Here is an 18,017-nt window from a genome sequence, read left to right on the forward strand (position 1 = left end):
TAGGATCTACGACAAGGCGCGTGCCAGCACGCGCGCCACGTGGACGGCTTCGCGCTGGGCGCCGTCGGCGATCTGGTGGCGGCAGCTGGTGCCGTCCGCAACGAGTACGGTATCAAGCCCGGCCGCGCGCACCGCCGGCAGCAGGGACAGCTCGGCCATCTGCATCGACACGTCGTAGTGCTTGGCTTCGTAGCCGAAGCTGCCCGCCATGCCGCAGCAGCTCGACTCGATCAGCTCGACTTTTAGCCCGGGGATCAGGCCGAGCACGGTCTGCACCGGGCGCACCGCGTCAAACGCTTTCTGATGGCAGTGACCGTGCAGCAGGGCGCGCGCTTCGGGCAGGGCGTTCAGTGCGAGTTTCAGCTTGCCGGCCGCGTGCTCGCGCGCCAGGAATTCTTCAAACAGCAAAGCCTGCGCGCCGAGCGCCTCGGCATCCTGGCCCAGTCCCATCACCAGGAATTCATCGCGCAGCGTGAGCAGGCACGATGGCTCCAGTCCGACGATCGGCACGCCGCGCGCGACGAAGGGGCGCATGGCTTCTACCACGCGGCGCGCTTCGGCCTTGGCCTGGTCGACCAGGCCGCTGGCGAGGTAGGTGCGCCCACAGCACAGGGGGCGCTGCGGCTCGGCGTCCGCTGCTGCAGGCCGCGCAACGTGCACCTTGTAGCCGGCCGCCTGCAGCACGTGGAGTGCGGCCGCGGCGTTTTCGCTCTCGAAGTAATTATTGAAGGTGTCGGCGAACAGCACGACGTCGGCCTGTTCGGGCGCGAGCGTGGGCGCCGTCAGGCTGGCCAGGAAGGTGTCGCTGCGCCAGGTCGGCAGCGAGCGCTTGGCCGAAAAGCCGAACAGCTTTTCCGACAATCCAGCCGCGCCCGGCAGCGTATCGCGCAGGTTGGCCAGCCAGGGCAGGCGCGCGGCCCATGGCGCCCAGCGCGGCAGGTTGGCGATCAGTTTGCTCGCAAACGACAGGCCGTGTTTCTTCTGCCAGTGATACAGGAACTCGGTCTTCATGCGCGCCATGTCGACCCCGGTCGGGCAGTCGCGCTTGCAGCCCTTGCAGCTCACGCACAGGTCGAGCGTGTCGCGCATCTCGGGTGAGGTTAAACCGTCTTCGCCCAACTGGCCCGACAGGGCCAGGCGCAGGGTGTTGGCGCGTCCGCGCGTCAGGTGCTGCTCGTCCTTCGTCACGCGGTAGCTCGGGCACATGGTGCCGGCGTCGAACTTGCGGCAGTGGCCGTTGTTGTTGCACATGTCGACGGCCTTGGCGAAACCGCCGGCCGGATCGCCCCCGGCACCGTGCGCCGTGCTGAGCTCCGTCACGGGATCGACCTGCACGTTCCAGGCCGACCAGTCGAGCGCCGGCTTCAATGTCAGCGGCTGGTAGCCCGGCTTGTAGCGGAACAGGGACTCGTCGTCCATGCGCGTGGCGCACACGATCTTCCCCGGGTTCATCAGGCCGGCAGGATCGAACAGCTGCTTGATGTCCTCGAAAGCGCGCAAGAGGCGCGGGCCGAACTGCCAGGCCACCCATTCGCTGCGCACCAGCCCGTCGCCGTGCTCGCCCGAGAAGGCGCCCTTGTACTTGCGCACCAGTGCGCCCGCTTCTTCGGCAATCGCCCGCATTTTTTCGGCGCCGCCACGGCGCAGGTCGAGGATGGGGCGCACGTGCAGGGTGCCGACCGAGGCGTGGGCATACCAGGTGCCGCGCGTGCCGTAGCGTGCGAAGACTTCGCTCAAGCTGCTGGTGTATTCGGCCAGGTGCTCGAGCGGCACGGCGCAGTCTTCGATGAAGGAGACCGGTTTGCCATCGCCGCGCATGCTCATCATGATGTTCAGGCCCGCCTTGCGCACTTCCCACAGCGCCTTCTGGGCGCCGGCGTCGACCATCTCGACCACGCTGCCCGGCAGTCCCAGCTCGGCCATCAAGGTCACCAGCCCGGCCAGGCCGGCGCGTTGTTCGTCCAGCGACTCGCCGGCGAATTCCACCAGCAGGATCGCATCGGGCGCGCCGATCAGGGCTTTTTCGATCACCGGACGGAAGGCCGGGTTGTCGCGCGCCAGTTCGATCATGGTGCGGTCCACCAGCTCCACCGCCACGGGCCCGAGCTTGACGATGTGGCGCGTCATGTCCATCGCCTGGTGGAAGGTCGGGAAGTTGATGACGCCGAGCGTTTTATGCTTGGGCAGCGGCAGCAGCTTGAGCGTGACGCGTTTCGTGGTCGCCAGCGTGCCCTCGCTGCCGACGAGCAGGTGGGCCAGGTTGACGCTGCCGTCCCCGGTATAGGGCCGCTCGCTTTGCGGATGCCATATGTCGATGTTATAGCCGCCAACGCGCCGCATCACCTTCGGCACCATGCGCTCGATCTCCTCCTGCTCGCGCTCGGCAATCGCGCGCAGGCCTTTGACGAGTTCGCGCACGCGTGGCGGCGCATCCACCATGGCGCGCTCGTCCTGGAACCTGGCCTCGGTACCGTCCGACAGGATGGCGTCGATCGACAGCACGTTGTGCACCATGTTGCCGTAGGCGAGGGAGCGCGAGCCGCAGGAGTTGTTGCCGGCCATGCCGCCGATGGTGCACTGGGCCGCCGTGCTGACGTCGACCGGGAACCAGACGCCGTGGGGTTTGAGCCAGGCGTTCAAGTGATCGAGCACGATCCCCGGCTGCACCGTCACCGTCATCGCGGCCGCGTCGAAGTCGAGCACCTGGTTCAGGTATTTGCTGTTGTCGATGACCAGCGCTTCGCCCACCGTCTGGCCGCACTGGCTGGTGCCGCCGCCGCGCGGCAGGATCGGCACGCCCATCTCGCGCGCAATCGCAATGGCCAGTTCCACGTCGCGCTCGGTGCGCGGCACGAAGACGCCGACCGGCTCGACCTGGTAGATCGAGGCGTCGGTGGAGTAGCGCCCGCGCGAGCCGGCGTCGAACAGGACCTCGCCCCCGGTTTCGGCAGCCAGCCGCTTTGCCAGTCCTTGCCCGTTCATTCGGGAAGCGAGTCGTTCGCTCAACTTGATTGGTGCCGCGGCGGGTGCATTCATGGGCTCTAGGGTTCCTGTGGGGCTTTCGATAAGCGCAGGTCGGCCACGACCGTGTCGCGCTTGGAGAGAAGGTGGCGTTCGAGAATGGCGCGCAGGGCAGGGCCGTCGCGCCGTTCCAGGGCGTCGAGCATGGCGCTGTGCTCCTTCATCGCCGCATCCCACTTGACCTGGTTGAAGTTGGAGCGGAACCGCAGGTTCTGGATGCGCGCGTTCAGGTGCAGGTAAGTGGTCGTCAGCACCGCGTTGCGGGCGCTGGCGTTGATGCGGTCATGGATCTCGTGGTTGATCTTGTAATAGGTCGCCAGGTCGCGTCGCGCATGGGCCGCCTGCATTTCGTAATGCAGGGCGCGGATCTCGGTCACTTCGGCGTCCGTGATGCGTTCGCAGGCCAGCTGGCCCGAGAGCGCCTCGAGCGAGCCCAGTACCTCGAAAGTCTGTTCGATGTCGGCGACCGACATCTCGGCCACCTGGGCGCCGCGGTTGGGCAGCAGTTCGATCAGGCCTTCGCCGGCCAATACCTTGAACGCTTCGCGCAATGGCGTGCGCGAGACCATCAGCTGTTCGCACAGGACGCGTTCGTTGAGACGGGTGGCGGGCGCCAGGGTGCCCTCGATGATCATGTCGCGCAGGCGCACGGTGACGGCGGACGCCAGGCCCTGGCGGTCGATGACGGCGGGGCGGGCTGGGGGTGGCAATGTTGGTTCGTGCATCATGAAATATATTGTATACGATTTTATCTTCGATAAAAGAACTTCTTGGCGCCGGCATCAGACGCTGAGCAATGCCATGTTCCCTGCATAAATAGAGGGAGAAACACTGTTTTCGATGCGCTGCAACGCAACACGATATTTTCTTGACACTGCCACGTTTACGTATATTGTATGCAAACTTGCTCGTCGCCCGAATTACTCTGACTGCGTTGGCCCCATTCAAGGAGTTGCAATGTTGAAGCTCAATTCTCACCCGTCCGGACGTCACTTCCTGCAAATCCCCGGCCCGACCAACGTACCCGACCGCGTCCTCCGGGCGATGGACTACCCCACCATCGATCACCGCGGTCCCGAATTCCAGCGGCTCGGCCAGAAAATCCTCGGCGAGATCGGCGAGATCTTCCAGACCGAGCAGCCGGTGGTGATCTATCCCGCTTCCGGCACCGGTGCCTGGGAGGCCGCGCTGGTGAACACCCTGTCGCCTGGCGACACGGTGCTGATGTACGAGACCGGCCACTTCGCCACCCTGTGGAAGAAGCTGGCCGAGCGCCTCTCCTTGAAACCCGAGTTCATCGGCGACGACTGGCGCCGCGGCGCCGACGCGGCCCGCATCGAAGCGCGCCTGCTGGAAGACAAGGCGCACGAGATCAAGGCCGTCTGCGTGGTGCACAACGAGACCTCGACCGGCGTTACCTCCGATATCGCCGCCGTGCGCCGCGTGATCGACAAGGCCGGCCACCCGGCGCTGCTGCTGGTCGATACGATTTCCTCGCTCGGCTCGCTCGACTACCGCCACGATGAATGGGGCGTGGACGTTACCGTGGCCGGCTCGCAGAAGGGCCTGATGCTGCCGCCGGGCCTGTCCTTCAACGCCGTCTCGCAAAAGGCGCTGGCCGCCTCGCGCACCGCCAAGCTGCCGCGCGCCTTCTGGGCCTGGGACGACATCATCGAAGCGAACAAGAATGGCTTCTGGCCCTACACCCCGGCGACCAACCTGTTGTACGGCCTGTCCGAAGCCTGCGACATGCTGCTGGAAGAAGGCATGCAGAACGTGTTCGCACGCCACCAGCGCCACGCCGAAGCGACCCGCCAGTGCGTGCGCGCCTGGGGGCTGGAGATCCTTTGCCAGAATCCGGCCGAATACAGCGGCGTGTTGACGGCAGTCGTCATGCCCCAGGGCGCGAATGGCGAGCGCCATAACGCCGATGCGCTGCGCAAGATCATCCTCACGAATTTCAACATGTCGCTCGGCCAGGGCTTGAGCAAGCTCTCCGGCTGGGTGTTCCGCATCGGCCACCTGGGCGATTTCAACGACCTGACGCTGATGGGCACGCTGTCCGGGGTCGAGATGGGCCTGGCGCTGGCCGGTGTGCCGCACCAGGCGGGCGGGACGGCGGCGGCGATGCAGTCGCTGCGTGAATCCCTGCCGGGAGCGGCACTGCAAAAAGCCGCGTAAGCGTTCCAATCGTCGCAGCAGATAAAAACAACGGACAGGAGACAGTTTCATGAACAGCCTCAAGCTCAAGCAGTCGCTCGCCCTCGCAGCCCTGGCCCTCGGCACGGGACACGCCGCCGCGGCCGACTGGGAACCCACCAAATCGGTCGAATTCGTCGTGCCCTTCAGCGCTGGCGGCGCCACCGACAACATGGCGCGCGCGATCCAGGGCATCATCGCCAAGCATAAATTGATGAGCCAGCCGATCGTGGTGCAGAACAAGGCCGGCGCCAGCGGCGCGGAAGGCCTGCTCGACATCAAGAGCACGCCGGGCGACGCGCACCGCATCGTGGTGTCCTCATCGGGCCTGTACACGGTGCCGCTGGCCACCGGACTGCCCTTCAACTGGCGCGACCTGACCCCGGTGGCGATGGTGGCGCAGGACGAATTCGTCTTCTGGGTGAACAGCGAAACGCCGTACAAGACGCCCGCCGAGTACCTGGCCGACGTCAAGAAAAAGCCGTCGACCTTCAAGATGGGCGGCACCAGCTCCAAGCGCGAAGACCACATCATCACCGCGCTGGTGGAAAAAGCGGCGGGCGTGAAATTCGTCTACATCCCGTACAAGGGCGGCGGCGAAGCGGCCACCCAGCTCTCGGGCAAGCACATCGATTCGAACCCGAACAACCCGTCCGAATCGATCTCGCAATGGCGCGCCGGCCAGCACCGCGCGCTCTGCCTGTTCGCCGACAAGCGCAGCAGCTATACGGAAAAAGTCACCGCCACCCAGAGCTGGGCCGATGTGCCGACCTGCAAGGAGAAGGGCCTGGATGTGCAGTACCAGATGCTGCGCGTCTTCATGTTGCCGGGTAAGGTGGCGCCGGAGGTGACCAAGTACTACACCACGCTGCTGCAGAAAGTCGTGGCCACGCCCGAGTGGAAAGAGTACGTGACCAAGAACGCCCTGAAGTCGACCGTGATGGTGGGCGATCAACTGCGCGACTACCTGGGCAAGGACGAACAGAACCACCGCCAGATCATGAAGGCGGCCGGTTTCATGGCTCCGTAAGGCGCGGCCATGAGCACCCAGGAAGAGATCCACGGCAGCGTCGCGCCCTCGGCGGCCGTCATCACCAGGCGCACGGCCGAGATCGCGGTCGCCGTCGTGGTCGCGGCCTTTGCGCTGCTGGCTATCGTGAGCAACTACCAGCTCGGCGCCGGCTGGGCCGAAGATGGCCCGGAAGCCGGCTACTTCCCGCTGCGCATGGGCGTGGCCATCCTGCTGGCCAGCATCGTGATCCTGGTGCAGGCCGTGCGCAAGAACGACCGCTCGGCCTTCCTCGAGCACAACCAGTTCAAGCTGGTAGCGACCGTGCTGCTGCCACTGGTCGTGTACATCGCGGCGATCCAGTTCATCGGCGTCTACGTGGCGTCGGCCCTGTTCATCGGCATCTTCATGTGGCTGGTGGGCAAGTTCAGCTGGTACAGGTCGGCCATCACGGGTGTGACGATCAGCCTGGTCCTGTTCTGGATTTTTGAAATCATGTTCACGGTGCCGCTGCCCAAGGGTCCGCTCGAACGCATGTTCGGTTACTGATCGGAAGCTCCCATGGATGATTTCAACGCGCTGATGCAAGGTTTCTCCACCGTCCTGTCGTGGCATAACGGCGGGCTGATGATCGTCGGCATCCTGCTCGGGATCGTGGTCGGGGTGCTGCCCGGGCTGGGCGGCCCGAACGGGGTGGCGATCCTGCTGCCGCTTACCTTCACGATGAACCCGACCTCGGCGATCATTCTGCTGTCCTGTATCTACTGGGGCGCGCTGTTCGGCGGCGCCATCACCTCGATCCTGTTCAACATCCCGGGCGAAGCCTGGTCGGTGGCCACCACGTTTGACGGCTATCCGATGGCGCAGCAGGGCCGGGCGGGCGAAGCGCTGACCAGCGCCTTCACCGGCTCCTTCATCGGCGCCCTCGTCGGCGTGCTGATGATCACCTTCCTGGCGCCGCTGGTGGCCAAGTTCGCCTTGCGCTTCGGGCCGCCCGAATTCTTTGCCGTGTATTTCCTCACCTTCTGCAGTTTCATCGGCATGGGCAAGGAAGCAAAATCGAAGATCGTCGTCGCCATGTGCATCGGCTTCGTGCTGGCAGCCGTCGGCCTGGACACCATTTCCGGCCAGCTGCGCATGACCTTCGGCGCCCCGCAGCTGCTGCGCGGCTTCGACTTCCTGGTGGCGGTGATCGGCCTGTTCGGCATCAGTGAAATCCTGATCACGATCGAGGAGGGCCTGGCCTTCCGCGGCAAGAACGGCAAGATCGACCTGAAGATCGTCTTCAAGACCTGGGCCACGATGCCACGCCACTTCGCCACCCTGGTGCGCTCGTCCGCGATCGGCTGCTGGATGGGCATCACCCCGGGCGGCGCCACGGCGGCCTCCTTCATGGGCTATGGCGTGGCCAAGAAGTTTGCGCGCGATCCGGACAGCTTCGGCAAGGGCAACGTGGCCGGTGTGCTGGCACCGGAAACGGCCGCCCACGCCGCCGGCACCAGCGCCTTGCTGCCGATGCTGGCACTCGGCATCCCGGGCTCGGCCACCGCGGCGGTGCTGCTGGGCGGCTTGATGATCTGGGGCCTGCAGCCGGGGCCGCTGCTCTTCGTCGAGCAGAAGGATTTCGTGTGGGGACTGATTGCCAGCATGTACCTCGGCAATTTGTCGGGCCTGATCATCGTGCTGGCGACGGTGCCGCTGTTTGCCGCCATCCTGCGCATCCCGTTCTCGATCATCGCCCCGGCCATCCTCGTGGTCTGCGCCATCGGCGCCTTCACGGTGCACAACGCCCAGTTCGACATCTGGCTGATGCTGGCCTTCGGCATCGTCGGCTATGTGTTCAAGAAGCTCGACTACCCGCTGGCGCCGCTGGTGCTGGCGCTGGTGCTGGGCGACCGAGCCGAGGACGCCTTCCGCCAGAGCATGCTGGCCTCGCGCGGCGGGCTGGGTATCTTCTGGAGCAATTATCTGGTGGGCACCATCATGACGCTGGCCGTGGCGGGGTTGGGCTGGTCGCTGCTGGGGTCACTGCGGGCGCGGTTCTTTCCGCGTGGCCCGGCAGCAGCCTCCGCGGGTGGCGGTGAGACACAGCCACAAGGTTGAGGCAGACAGGCGGCTGCGGCCGCGCCGGAAAACCCGCACAGTGCGGGTTTTTTTACGTCTCTCGCTCGCGGAAGGTGGCGTGAGAGGCAGTGAATTATCACCAATTGTCACTTTTGTAGCATGGCTGCGACACACTTAAATAAAGTTATGCCCCAGTGGCAATTTAAGTTTCAGCAGCAAAACACCCTCGCTATACTTTCGCCTGATCTATTTCGCTCAGGCAATAAATGGCATCTCCCGCTCTAGGTCGTTCCGCCCTGTTCCTGCTTGGAACCGCGCTTGCGGCGCCCGTGTTTTCGCAAGATCTCCCCGACGTGGCAAACCAGGAGCTGGTGCGTCAGCAACAGCGCGAGGATGCCCGCCGCAAGCAGGCCGAGGTGCAGCCCGATGTCCGCTTGCAGGCACCGGCCACGCCGCTGCCCGGTTATCCGGAACGCGAAACGCCATGCTTCGTGATCAATCGCGTTGCGTTGTCCGGGGACCTGGCTGAAGACTTCCAGTGGGCCCTGGAGGCAGCCGGGCCGGCCATCGGCCGCTGCCTTGGCAGCGTGGGCTTGAACGTCCTGACCGGGCAGATCCAGAACGCGCTCATCGCCAGGGGCTATGTCACCAGCCGCGTTGTGGCGCCACCCCAGGACCTGCTGAGCGGCACCCTGGCGCTGCGCCTGGTGCCGGGGCGCATTCGTGCCATCCGCTTCGCGGGCGTCCAGCCGGGCGGCGTCGGCAGCGCGTTGCCGGCGCGCGCGGGCGACTTGCTCAACCTGCGCGACATCGAACAGGGATTGGAAAACCTCAAGCGCGTCCCGGGTGCCCAGGCCGACATCCAGATCGTCCCCGGCGAGCACCCGGGCGAGAGCGACCTGCTCATCAAGTGGCAAGGCGGCCGCGCCTGGCGTTTCAGCCTGTCCGCGGACGACAGCGGCAGCGAATCGACGGGCGCTTACCAGGGCGCTGCCACCACGTCGATCGACAACCCGACCGGGCTGCACGACCTGCTGTACGCCACGTTCAGCCACGACCTGCCGGCCGACAGCCGCGCCGGCGAGCACGGGACCGGCGGCCATGCGCTGCATTACTCGCTTCCGTGGGGTTACTGGCTGGCCTCGCTGCAGCTCAACGACCACCGCTACCGCCAGACCATCGCGGGCGCCACCCAGGACTATATTTACCGTGGCACCAGCGCTAGTACCGAGTTCAAGCTCGCCCGCCTTGTCTATCGCGACGCGGTGCGCAAGACCACGCTCTCGCTGCGCGCGTACCAGCGGCGCAGCCGCAACTTCATCGACGACACCGAAGTGGAGGTCCAGCGCCGCAGCATGGGCGGCTATGCGCTGGCCATCTCGCACAGGGAATTCATCGGCAGCAGCACGCTCGACGCGACGCTGGTGTGGAAGAAGGGCACCGGCGCCTTCGGCACCCTGGCAGCGCCCGAAGAGCTGTATGGAGAAGGTACCTCGCGGCCCCGCCTGCTGAGCGCCGATGCCAGCCTGGCCGTTCCCTTCTCGCGCCAGCTCGCCTGGCAGGCGGCCTGGCGCGCCCAGTGGAACCGCACCACGCTGGTGCCGCAAGACCGCTTCGCCATCGGCGGGCGCTACACCGTGCGCGGCTTCGACGGCGAGTCGAGCCTGTCGGCCGAACGCGGCTGGCTGCTGCGCAACGACCTGGTATGGACGCTTCCCGGCACCCGCCAGCAACTCTATCTCGCACTCGACCGCGCCATCGTGTCCGGCCCGAGCGCGCCGCTGCTCACCGGCCGCGGCCTCACGGGCGCAGCCATCGGCTGGCGCGGCCAGCTCGGCCGCCTGCAAGCCGATGTGTTCGCGGGCAAGCCGATCAGCAAACCCGCCGCATTCCGCACCGCCAGCGCCACGACTGGCTTCAACCTGAATTACGAGTTCTGACACGCCATGAACAAGCTCCGCTATCGCATCGTCTTCAATAAAACCCGCGGCATGCTGATGGCCGTGCAGGAAACGGCGCGCAGCCAGGGCAAGGGAGCCGGCCAGAGCGGTGCGCTCGCCACCTCGGCACCGGCGGCCATGGCGCTGCCGGCGCTGCGCCGCATCGTCATGATGCTCGGCGCGCCGTTCGGCGGCCTGCTGGTGGCCGGTGCGGCGCTGGCGCAGATTGTCGCCGATCCGAACGCACCAGGGGCGCAGCGCGCGACCGTGCTCGAGGCGGCCAACGGTGTGCCGCAGGTGAACATCCAGACCCCGAGTGCCGCGGGCGTCTCGCGCAACGTCTACACGCAATTCGACGTGCCCGGCAAGGGCGCGGTCCTGAACAATTCGCGTACCGAGGTGCAGACCCAGCTGGGCGGCTGGGTGCAGGGCAATCCGTGGCTGGCGCAGGGCAGTGCGCGCGTGATCCTGAACGAAGTCAATTCCGCCAACCCCAGCAGCTTGCGCGGCTATATCGAAGTGGCCGGCCCCCGCGCGGAGGTGGTCATCGCCAATCCGGCCGGCATCTCGGTCGACGGCGGCGGCTTCATCAACGTCAGCCGCGCGACCCTGACGACCGGCAATCCGATCCTGCTGGACGGCCAGCTGACCGGCTTCTCGGTGCAGCGCGGCCGCATTGCCGTCGATGGCGCAGGCCTGGACGCGAGCCGCACCGATTACACTGCCCTGATCGCGCGTTCGGTGCAGCTCAATGCCGGCGTCTGGGCGCCGCGCCTGGCGGTGGTCGCCGGGAGCAACGAGGTCGCCTATGAGGGCACGGCCGACGTCACCCGCGCAGGAACGGCCGGTAGCGGCGACGTGCCCGGCTATGCGATCGACGTTGCCCAGCTGGGCGGCATGTACGCCAACCAGATATATCTGGTCGGTACCGAAGCCGGCGTCGGTGTGCGCAATGCCGGACAGATCGGCGCCGCCGCCGGGGAACTGGTCGTCACCAGCAGCGGACGGCTGGAAAACAGCGGCAGCCTGTCGGCGGCCGGGCGCCTGCAAGCGAACGCCGGCGCGATCGACAACAGCGGAACGCTCAATGCCGCGGGCGACATTGCGCTCACGGCCGGCAAGCTGCGCAACACGGGCACCATCAACAGCAGCGGCGCAGCCGTGCTGAACGCGCAGGAAGAGATCGACAACCGCGGCGGCAGCATCGAGGCGCAGCGGCTCGACCTGGCGGGCGGCGCCATCCTGAACGATGGCGGCCGGCTCCTGCAGAGCGGCGCGTCGGCACTGGCGATCGAGGCTGCCCGCGTCGTCAACGCGGGCACGCTTGGCGAAGAAGCGGCACCGGCTGCGGCGGGTGTTGTCCTGCCGATCGACACCGCTCCAGTGGACAGCGGCAGCGGCGCGGGCAACATCGCCGACAGCGGCACGAACCCAGGCAGCGACACGGTTGCCGACGGCAGCAGCGCCGGCACCACGGCCGATACGGTGGCGCCAAGGCAGGTGCTGGCCGATGGCCGCATCGCGGCCCCGCTCCTCGACAACGGCACGGGCCTGGTTTCCGCCACCGGCGGCATCGCCCTCACGACGGCGCAATTCGATAACCGCGGCGGCAAGGCGCGCCTCGACGCCTTGTCGGTCTCTGGTGCGGCCTTCGACAACAGCGGCGGCGTGCTGTCGGTGCACGGCGACTTCCGCGCCAGCACCGCCAGCTTTGCCAATGCGGGGTCCTTGCGCGTCGGCGGCCTGTTCGACGCCGTGACCGGGCAGTTCAGCAATGCGTCCGGGCTGCTGCAGGCAGGCAGCCTGCGGATCGACGCCGGCGGGCAGTTCGACAACGCGGGCGGCATCCTGCGCCAGACCGGCAGCGGGACGGCCACCCTGCGCGCCGGCGGTGATTTCAGCCAGGCCTTCGGCACGCTCGACATGGCCGGCGCCCTGGCACTCGACGCCGGCACCATCAGCGGCGCCGGCAGCGTGCTCAATGTTACTGGCGACCTCCTGCTTGCCGGCGGCGCCACCAGCGCCGCGGGCGGCAGTTGGCGCATTGGCGGCAATGCCAGCCTGCGCGTGGGTGACCTCGATAACAGCGGCGGCGCCATCTCCAGCGCCGGGGCACTGACCTTGTCCAGTAGCACCCTGAACAATAGCGCCGGGCGCATCGCCGCCGGCACGGATGCGGCGATCGTGGCCACCGGCCCGCTCGACAACAGCGGCGGCCTCATTCAGGCTGCGCGCAACCTGGACCTGGGCACGGCGGCCACGCTGGAGAACCGCGCCGGCACCATCGAAACCCTCGGCGGTGCCAGTACGCTGCGCGTGGACGCCGCGGCGCTGCGCAACGAGGGCGGCCGCATCGCGAATGCGGGTACGGGCGCCACCACCCTGACGGCGGGCAGCCTCAACACGAGCGGCGTCATCAGCGGCAACGGCAGCGTCGGCATTACGGCAGGGACGCTGGAAAATACGCAGGGCGGACGCATCGCGTCGGCGGGCGCCATGACGATCGCCGCCACGACGCAATTGGCCAACGCCGGCAGCATCGCCGCCGGCGGCACGCTGGCTGTGAGCGGAGCGGAGGTGCACCTGGCCAACCAGGGCAGCCTGATGGCGGCAGGGACCTTGTCGCTCACGACTGCATCGGTCGACAACAGCGGCGGCAGCATCGCGACCGCGAGCGGCAGCGGCAGCATGCTGGTGGTGCAGGCGGGGCAGTTGCGCAACGACCGCGGCACCCTGCAGGCCGACGGCGCCGCGCGGATCGATGTCCAGGGCGCGCTCGCGAGCCGGGACGGACAAATCAAGGCCGGCCAGGACCTGGCGCTGTCGGCGGGACGCATCGACAACCTTGGCAGCGGCGCCATCGCGGCGACCGGCAGCCTGCAATTGCGTGCGCAGGACGTGGTCAATGAGGGAAGCATCAGTGCGGCCGGCACCGGCGCGGCCCTGATCGACGTCGCCAACGCCATCGACAACCGCGGCGCCATCGCCGCCAATGGCGCGCTGCGCATCGATGCGCAGACGCTCGACAACAACGGCGCGGCCGCCAGCATCGGCACGACCGGTGACCTGGTGTTCGGCGTGGGCAGCCGTCTCGGCAACAACGGCGGCGCGATCAGCAGCGCCGGCACCCTGCGCTTCGAACAGGCCGGCGCAAGCCTCTTCACCAGCGGCGCGATCACCTCCGGGGGCGCCGCCACCTTCACGCTCGACCAGTTTGTGAACGACGGCGGGGCGATCGATACGCTTGCAGGCGCAGCGTTCTCGCTGAAGGCCAACACGCTGGCCAATCGAAACGGCCGCATCATGGCCAGTGGCGACGCCGGCCTGGTTCTGGGCGCCGGGGTCGACAACGACGGCGGCGTCATCCAGGCCGGCGGCGCGCTGGACCTGGCCGCGGGCGGCGCCTTGCTGAACCGGGCCGGCATCATCGAGTCGCTCGGCGAATCGGTGCGCCTGGCCGTGCAGGTCGCCTCGATCGACAGCACGGGCGGGCGCATCGTGAACGCCGGCAGCGGCAGCACGACGCTCTCGGCGGCGGGCCGTATCGACGCCTCGGGCCTGGTGGCCGGCAATGGCGATGTCGCCATCGTTGCGGGCACGCTGGCCAATGGCGGCACCATCAGCGCCGGCGCCGCGCTGGAACTGGCGGCGCGCGATTGGCTCGAGAATACGGGAACGATCAGCGCTGCGGCCGGTATCGACATCGACCAGGCCAACGTGGTGCTGCGTAACAGCGGCGCCATGGTGGCCGGCAGCACGATCGCAATTGGCGCGAAGCGCATCGACAATGCCGGCGGCAAGATCGCCACGGCCCAGGGCGCGCAGGCCGACATCGTCCTGCGCGCGCAGGAATTCGGCAATGCCGGCGGCACGGTCATGGCCGACCGCGACGCGACCCTGCTGATCGCTGGCGATGCCGGCAATGCCGGCGGCCTGATCCAGGCGAGACAGCAGTTGCAGGTCAATGCGGCAGGCAGGCTGGACAACACCGGCGGCACCATCGAAACCCTGTCCGCCGACAGCACCCTGCAGGTGGGCGCGGGCACGGTCCTCAATGCGGACGGGCGCATCGTCAACGCCGGCAGCGGCGCGACGACGCTCTCGGTGACGCATCTCGACAACGATGGCCTCGTGGCCGGCAACGGTGCGCTGGTGCTGGCGGCTGACAGCGTATCGAATGGCGCGCAGGGCAGCATCGCCGCCGGCGCCAACCTGACGCTGCAGGTGAAGGATAGACTCGGCAATGCGGGCACGATCAGCAGCCGCGGCACGCTCGTGATGGACGAACAGGCCGCGGCGCTGACCAACAGCGGCAGCATCGTCTCCGGCAGCGGCGCGACCATCAAGGCTGCCGCGATCGACAACGACGGCGGAGAAATCGCCACCGCCGGCGGTTCCGGCGCGAGCCTGACGATCGACGGCGCCAGCCTGTCGAACCGGAGCGGGCGCATCATCGCCGAAGACGCACTTACCCTGGCATTGGCCGGCAAACTTGACAACACCGGGGGTACGGTGCGTGCCGTCTCGGCCGTGCAAGTGGCGGCCGCGGGCCGGCTGGACAATGCGGGCGGCGTAATCGAAGCGAGCGGCGCGCAGGCGACGCTGGCGCTGCAAGCCGCCATCATCGACAACGGCAGCGGGCGCATCGCCAATGCGGGACAGGGCAATACCACGGTAGCGAGCGCTGGCCTGCTTGCGAGCGGCGGCCTGATCGCCGCCAATGGCAGGCTCGACATCGCCGCCGCAACGCTGGACAACGCGAGCGGCGGCACCATCGCTTCGGCCGGCGCCATGACGGCCACGCTCGGCACCGCCTTCGATAACCGGGGCGCGATCAACAGCGGCGGGGCGCTCGATATCGCCGCCGGCAGCGCCTCGGTGCGCAATGCCGGCACCATCGTGGCCGGCGGCGCACTCGACGTGCAGGCGGGAGAGCTCGACAACGATGGCGGCCAGCTCGGCACCGCGCAAGGATCCGCCGCGCGCGTCGACATCGCCGCCGCCGCCGTCAGCAATCGGGGCGGCACGATCCTGGCGGACGCCGACGCGCTCGTCACCAGCGGCGCCGCCTTCGACAATTCGGGTGGCACGCTGCAGGCGCGCGGGCCGCTGGCACTCACCGCCGCCGGACTGGTATCGAACGATGGCGGCGTGATCGAAACGCTCGACCCTGCGGGCACCCTGGCGCTGCAAGCCGCGGCCCTGGACAACGGCAGCGGGCGCATCGTCAACGTCGGCGGCGGCGACACCAACCTCACCGTCACGGGACGCGCGTCCAGCGCAGGCCTGATCGCCGGCAACGGCCAGCTGGTCCTGGCGGCGGCAGACATCGACAACGCCTTTAGCGGCCGGCTCGCGGCCGGCGCCGCCATGTCGCTCACGGCCACCGGCAGCATCGGGAACGCGGGCAGCATCAGCAGCCATGACGCCTTGACGCTCACGGCCGGCACGCTCCTGCGCAACAGCGGCGACATCGCTGCGGGCGGCCACATCGACGCGGGCGCGGCGACCCTCAACAACAGCGGCGGCAAGCTGGCGACCGTCGAAGGCAGCGGCGCCGATATCGCGCTGCGTGGCGGCGCGGTCGTCAATGCCGGCGGTGCCATCGTGGCCGATGGCGGCACGCAGGTGACGAGCAGCGGCGCACTCGATAATCGCCGCGGTACGCTGCGTGCGAGCGACTCCCTGGTGCTCGAGGCCGGCGGCATCCTGGACAACCAGGACGGCGTCATTGAAGCTTCAGGCGCGGCGGCCACACTGGACGTGACGGCCGCATCGATCGACAACACCCGTGGGCGCCTGGTGAACGTGGGCCAGGGCGACACGCAGCTTCGCTCGGCGGATATCGTCAACAGCGGCACGCTCGCCGGCAACGGCAAGCTCGTCGTCGACAGTGCCAGTGTGCGCAATCTCGCCGGCGGCACACTGGCGGCCGGCCGCGCGCTCGAGCTGCACGTGAGCACGCAACTCGAGAACGCCGGCGACATCAGCAGCGGCGGCGCGCTGACGATGGACCAGGCGGGCGCGCGGATCGCCAACAGCGGCCACATGGCGGCCGGTGGCGCCATTTACCTGCGCGGTGCGCAGGTGGCCAACGACGGCGGCCAGATCGCGACCCAGGCGGGGGCGGGCATTGCGATCGACAGCGCGTCGAGCTTCAGCAACCGTAGCGGCGCCATCCTCGCGGCGGGCGATGCCGCCCTGCTGGCAGCGGGCGCGTTCGACAACGACGGCGGCCTGGTGCAAAGCGCCGGCAAGCTCGATGTGAGCGCCGGCGGCGCCCTGACCAATGCCGGCGGCACGCTCGAAGCGGCGGGCGCCAATGCGACCCTGGATGTGCGGGCCGGTTCGATCGCCAGCAGCGGACGCATCGTCAACGCCGGCGCCGGACGCACCGTCATCGACAGCGCCACCAGCATCGTCAACAGCGGCGCCATCGCCGGCAACGGCGTGCTCGACCTGACGGCGGCGACGCTGCAGAACGGAGCCGCCGGCAGCATCAACGCAGGCGGCGCCCTGACGCTCGCCGTGCGCCAGCAGCTCGACAACGCCGGCACAATCGGCAGCGGCGGCAGCCTGCGCTTCAGCCAGGCCGGCGCCGCCTTCAACAACAGCGGCCGGATCGGCGCGCGCGGCCCGCTGGAGGTGACTGCCTCCAGCATCACCAACAATGGCGGCCAGCTCTACACGCTGAACGCTTCCGGCGCGGCCATCGCGCTGCGTGCGGCAAGCCTGGCAAACCTTGACGGCACCATCGCCGCCGACGCCAGCCTGGGCGCCGATATCGGCGGCGCCGTCTGGAACAACGGCGGCACGCTGCATGCCGGGACCGGCTTGCGGCTGGCTGCGGGCGGCGCGCTCGAGAACGGCAGCGGCACCATCGAGACCGGCGCCGGCAGGCTGGATCTCACGGCGCAATCGCTCGCCAGCAGCGGCCGCGTCGTCAACGGCGGCAGCGGCGACACCGTCGTCACGAGCCGCAGCAACATCACAAACAGCGGCAGCATCGCCGGCAACGGCGCCGTCACGCTCGACGCGGCGAGTCTCGACAACCAGGCCGCGGGGCAGATCGCTTCCGGCCGCGACCTGCTGCTCAACGTCCGCCAGCAACTGACGAACGCGGGGTCCATCAGCAGCGGCGGCACGCTGCGCTTCGAGCAGGCCGGTGCTAGCCTGCGCAACAACGGGCAGATTGCCGCAACCGGAAATGCCAGCTTCCAGGCGGCCTCGTTCAATAACGACGGCGGCCGGATTTCCACCGTCAAGGGCGGCGGCGGGAACATCGCCATCAGCGCGCCGGGGCTGAGCAACCGCGGCGGCGCGATCCTGGCCGACGGCCGGGCCAGCTTTACCCTGGCCGGCGCGGCCGACAACAGCTGGGGCACGCTGCAGGCCGGCACCGACCTGGTGCTCACTTCAAGCGGCGCGCTGGCCAACAACAGCGGCACCATCGAAGCGCTCGGTGCCGGCAGCAGCGTCGTCATCGACAGCGCGGCGATCGACAACAGCGCCGGGCGGATCAGCAACGCCGGCACCGGCGACATGCGCTTGCTAAGCCGCGGCAGCATCACCAACAGCGGCGCGATCGGGGCCATGGGCAACCTGCTGCTGTCCGGGCAGGACCTGGTCAACGGGGCCGGCGGTACCATCGGCGCCGCACGCAGCCTCGATCTTGCCATCACGCGCAACTGGACCAACTACGGCACCGTCAACAGCGGCGGCACGCTGACCTTCAACCAGGCCGGCGCGAGCTTCACCAACCGCGGCTAGGTGCTGGCCGGCGG

At 68.0% G+C, this 18,017-nt stretch carries 8 protein-coding genes; 6 read left to right on the forward strand and 2 right to left on the reverse strand.

Going from position 1 to position 18,017, the window contains the following annotated elements:
• Positions 1 to 6 precede the first annotated feature (6 nt).
• Positions 7 to 2,982: an FAD-binding and (Fe-S)-binding domain-containing protein gene (locus tag NMB41_RS03910; RefSeq protein WP_494381174.1), complete on the reverse strand. Its 2,976-nt coding sequence runs from the start codon at positions 2,980 to 2,982 to the stop codon at positions 7 to 9.
• Between the two features lie 59 nt (positions 2,983 to 3,041).
• Positions 3,042 to 3,749, reverse strand: a complete 708-nt coding sequence (locus NMB41_RS03915) for a GntR family transcriptional regulator (protein WP_494381175.1) — start codon at positions 3,747 to 3,749, stop codon at positions 3,042 to 3,044.
• A 229-nt stretch (positions 3,750 to 3,978) separates the two neighbouring features.
• Here NMB41_RS03915 and NMB41_RS03920 point away from each other — a divergent pair, with 229 nt between their 5' ends.
• The 6 genes from NMB41_RS03920 to NMB41_RS03945 all read left to right on the forward strand — a co-directional run bounded on the left by NMB41_RS03920 (position 3,979) and on the right by NMB41_RS03945 (position 18,003).
• Entirely contained in the window at positions 3,979 to 5,202 is a 1,224-nt protein-coding gene (locus tag NMB41_RS03920; RefSeq protein WP_494381176.1) for a pyridoxal-phosphate-dependent aminotransferase family protein, read from the forward strand.
• A gap of 49 nt (positions 5,203 to 5,251) precedes the next feature.
• Positions 5,252 to 6,250: a Bug family tripartite tricarboxylate transporter substrate binding protein gene (locus tag NMB41_RS03925; RefSeq protein ID WP_494381177.1), complete on the forward strand. Its 999-nt coding sequence runs from the start codon at positions 5,252 to 5,254 to the stop codon at positions 6,248 to 6,250.
• A 9-nt stretch (positions 6,251 to 6,259) separates the two neighbouring features.
• Positions 6,260 to 6,778 (forward strand): tripartite tricarboxylate transporter TctB family protein, encoded by a 519-nt coding sequence (locus NMB41_RS03930; protein ID WP_494381178.1) that lies wholly within the window; start codon positions 6,260 to 6,262, stop codon positions 6,776 to 6,778.
• 12 nt (positions 6,779 to 6,790) lie between these two features.
• Positions 6,791 to 8,332 carry a tripartite tricarboxylate transporter permease gene (locus NMB41_RS03935; RefSeq protein WP_494381179.1) on the forward strand — a complete coding sequence of 514 codons (1,542 nt, stop codon included), beginning with the start codon at positions 6,791 to 6,793 and terminating at the stop codon, positions 8,330 to 8,332.
• 227 nt (positions 8,333 to 8,559) lie between these two features.
• Positions 8,560 to 10,233, forward strand: coding sequence for a ShlB/FhaC/HecB family hemolysin secretion/activation protein (locus tag NMB41_RS03940; RefSeq protein WP_494381180.1), 1,674 nt, complete (start codon positions 8,560 to 8,562; stop codon positions 10,231 to 10,233).
• Positions 10,234 to 10,239: 6 nt separating this feature from the next.
• Positions 10,240 to 18,003, forward strand: a complete 7,764-nt coding sequence (locus NMB41_RS03945) for a two-partner secretion domain-containing protein (protein WP_494381181.1) — start codon at positions 10,240 to 10,242, stop codon at positions 18,001 to 18,003.
• Positions 18,004 to 18,017: the final 14 nt, after the last annotated feature.

The organism is Massilia sp. FBCC-B171, from assembly GCF_059134155.1.

Bases quoted from the DNA above. Each gene is read 5' to 3' on its own strand.
- NMB41_RS03910 (WP_494381174.1), bottom strand. From the start codon at position 2,982: ATGAACGGGCAAGGACTGGCAAAGCGGCTGGCTGCCGAAACCGGGGGC.
- NMB41_RS03915 (WP_494381175.1), bottom strand. From the start codon at position 3,749: ATGATGCACGAACCAACATTGCCACCCCCAGCCCGCCCCGCCGTCATC.
- NMB41_RS03920 (WP_494381176.1), top strand. From the start codon at position 3,979: ATGTTGAAGCTCAATTCTCACCCGTCCGGACGTCACTTCCTGCAAATC.
- NMB41_RS03925 (WP_494381177.1), top strand. From the start codon at position 5,252: ATGAACAGCCTCAAGCTCAAGCAGTCGCTCGCCCTCGCAGCCCTGGCC.
- NMB41_RS03930 (WP_494381178.1), top strand. From the start codon at position 6,260: ATGAGCACCCAGGAAGAGATCCACGGCAGCGTCGCGCCCTCGGCGGCC.
- NMB41_RS03935 (WP_494381179.1), top strand. From the start codon at position 6,791: ATGGATGATTTCAACGCGCTGATGCAAGGTTTCTCCACCGTCCTGTCG.
- NMB41_RS03940 (WP_494381180.1), top strand. From the start codon at position 8,560: ATGGCATCTCCCGCTCTAGGTCGTTCCGCCCTGTTCCTGCTTGGAACC.
- NMB41_RS03945 (WP_494381181.1), top strand. From the start codon at position 10,240: ATGAACAAGCTCCGCTATCGCATCGTCTTCAATAAAACCCGCGGCATG.